1 rRNA gene is annotated in these 220 nt (G+C 40.0%); it reads right to left on the bottom strand.

Annotation, left to right across the window (positions count from 1 at the left end):
- Positions 1-11: 11 nt before the first annotated feature.
- Positions 12-127: ribosomal RNA gene (gene rrf, locus AC6CH1_RS19325) — 5S ribosomal RNA — on the bottom strand.
- Positions 128-220: the final 93 nt, after the last annotated feature.

The raw sequence follows: 220 nt of genomic DNA, 5'->3' as shown, positions 1-220 counted from the left end.
TGGGTAATACAGCCTAGCGACGTCCTACTCTCACAGGGGGAAGCCCCCAACTACCATCGGCGCTAAAGAGCTTAACTTCCGTGTTCGGTATGGGAACGGGTGTGACCTCTTTGCCATCATCACTAGACTATTTTCTTTAAAAGACATTATTCATTATATCATACTTTTTTCAATCGTCAAGTACTTTTTTAATGATTTTCATTCTTTCAAAACTGGATAA

The organism is Solibacillus sp. GQ1 (assembly GCF_059758555.1).
This window is presented reverse-complemented; position numbering and strand designations above follow the sequence as displayed.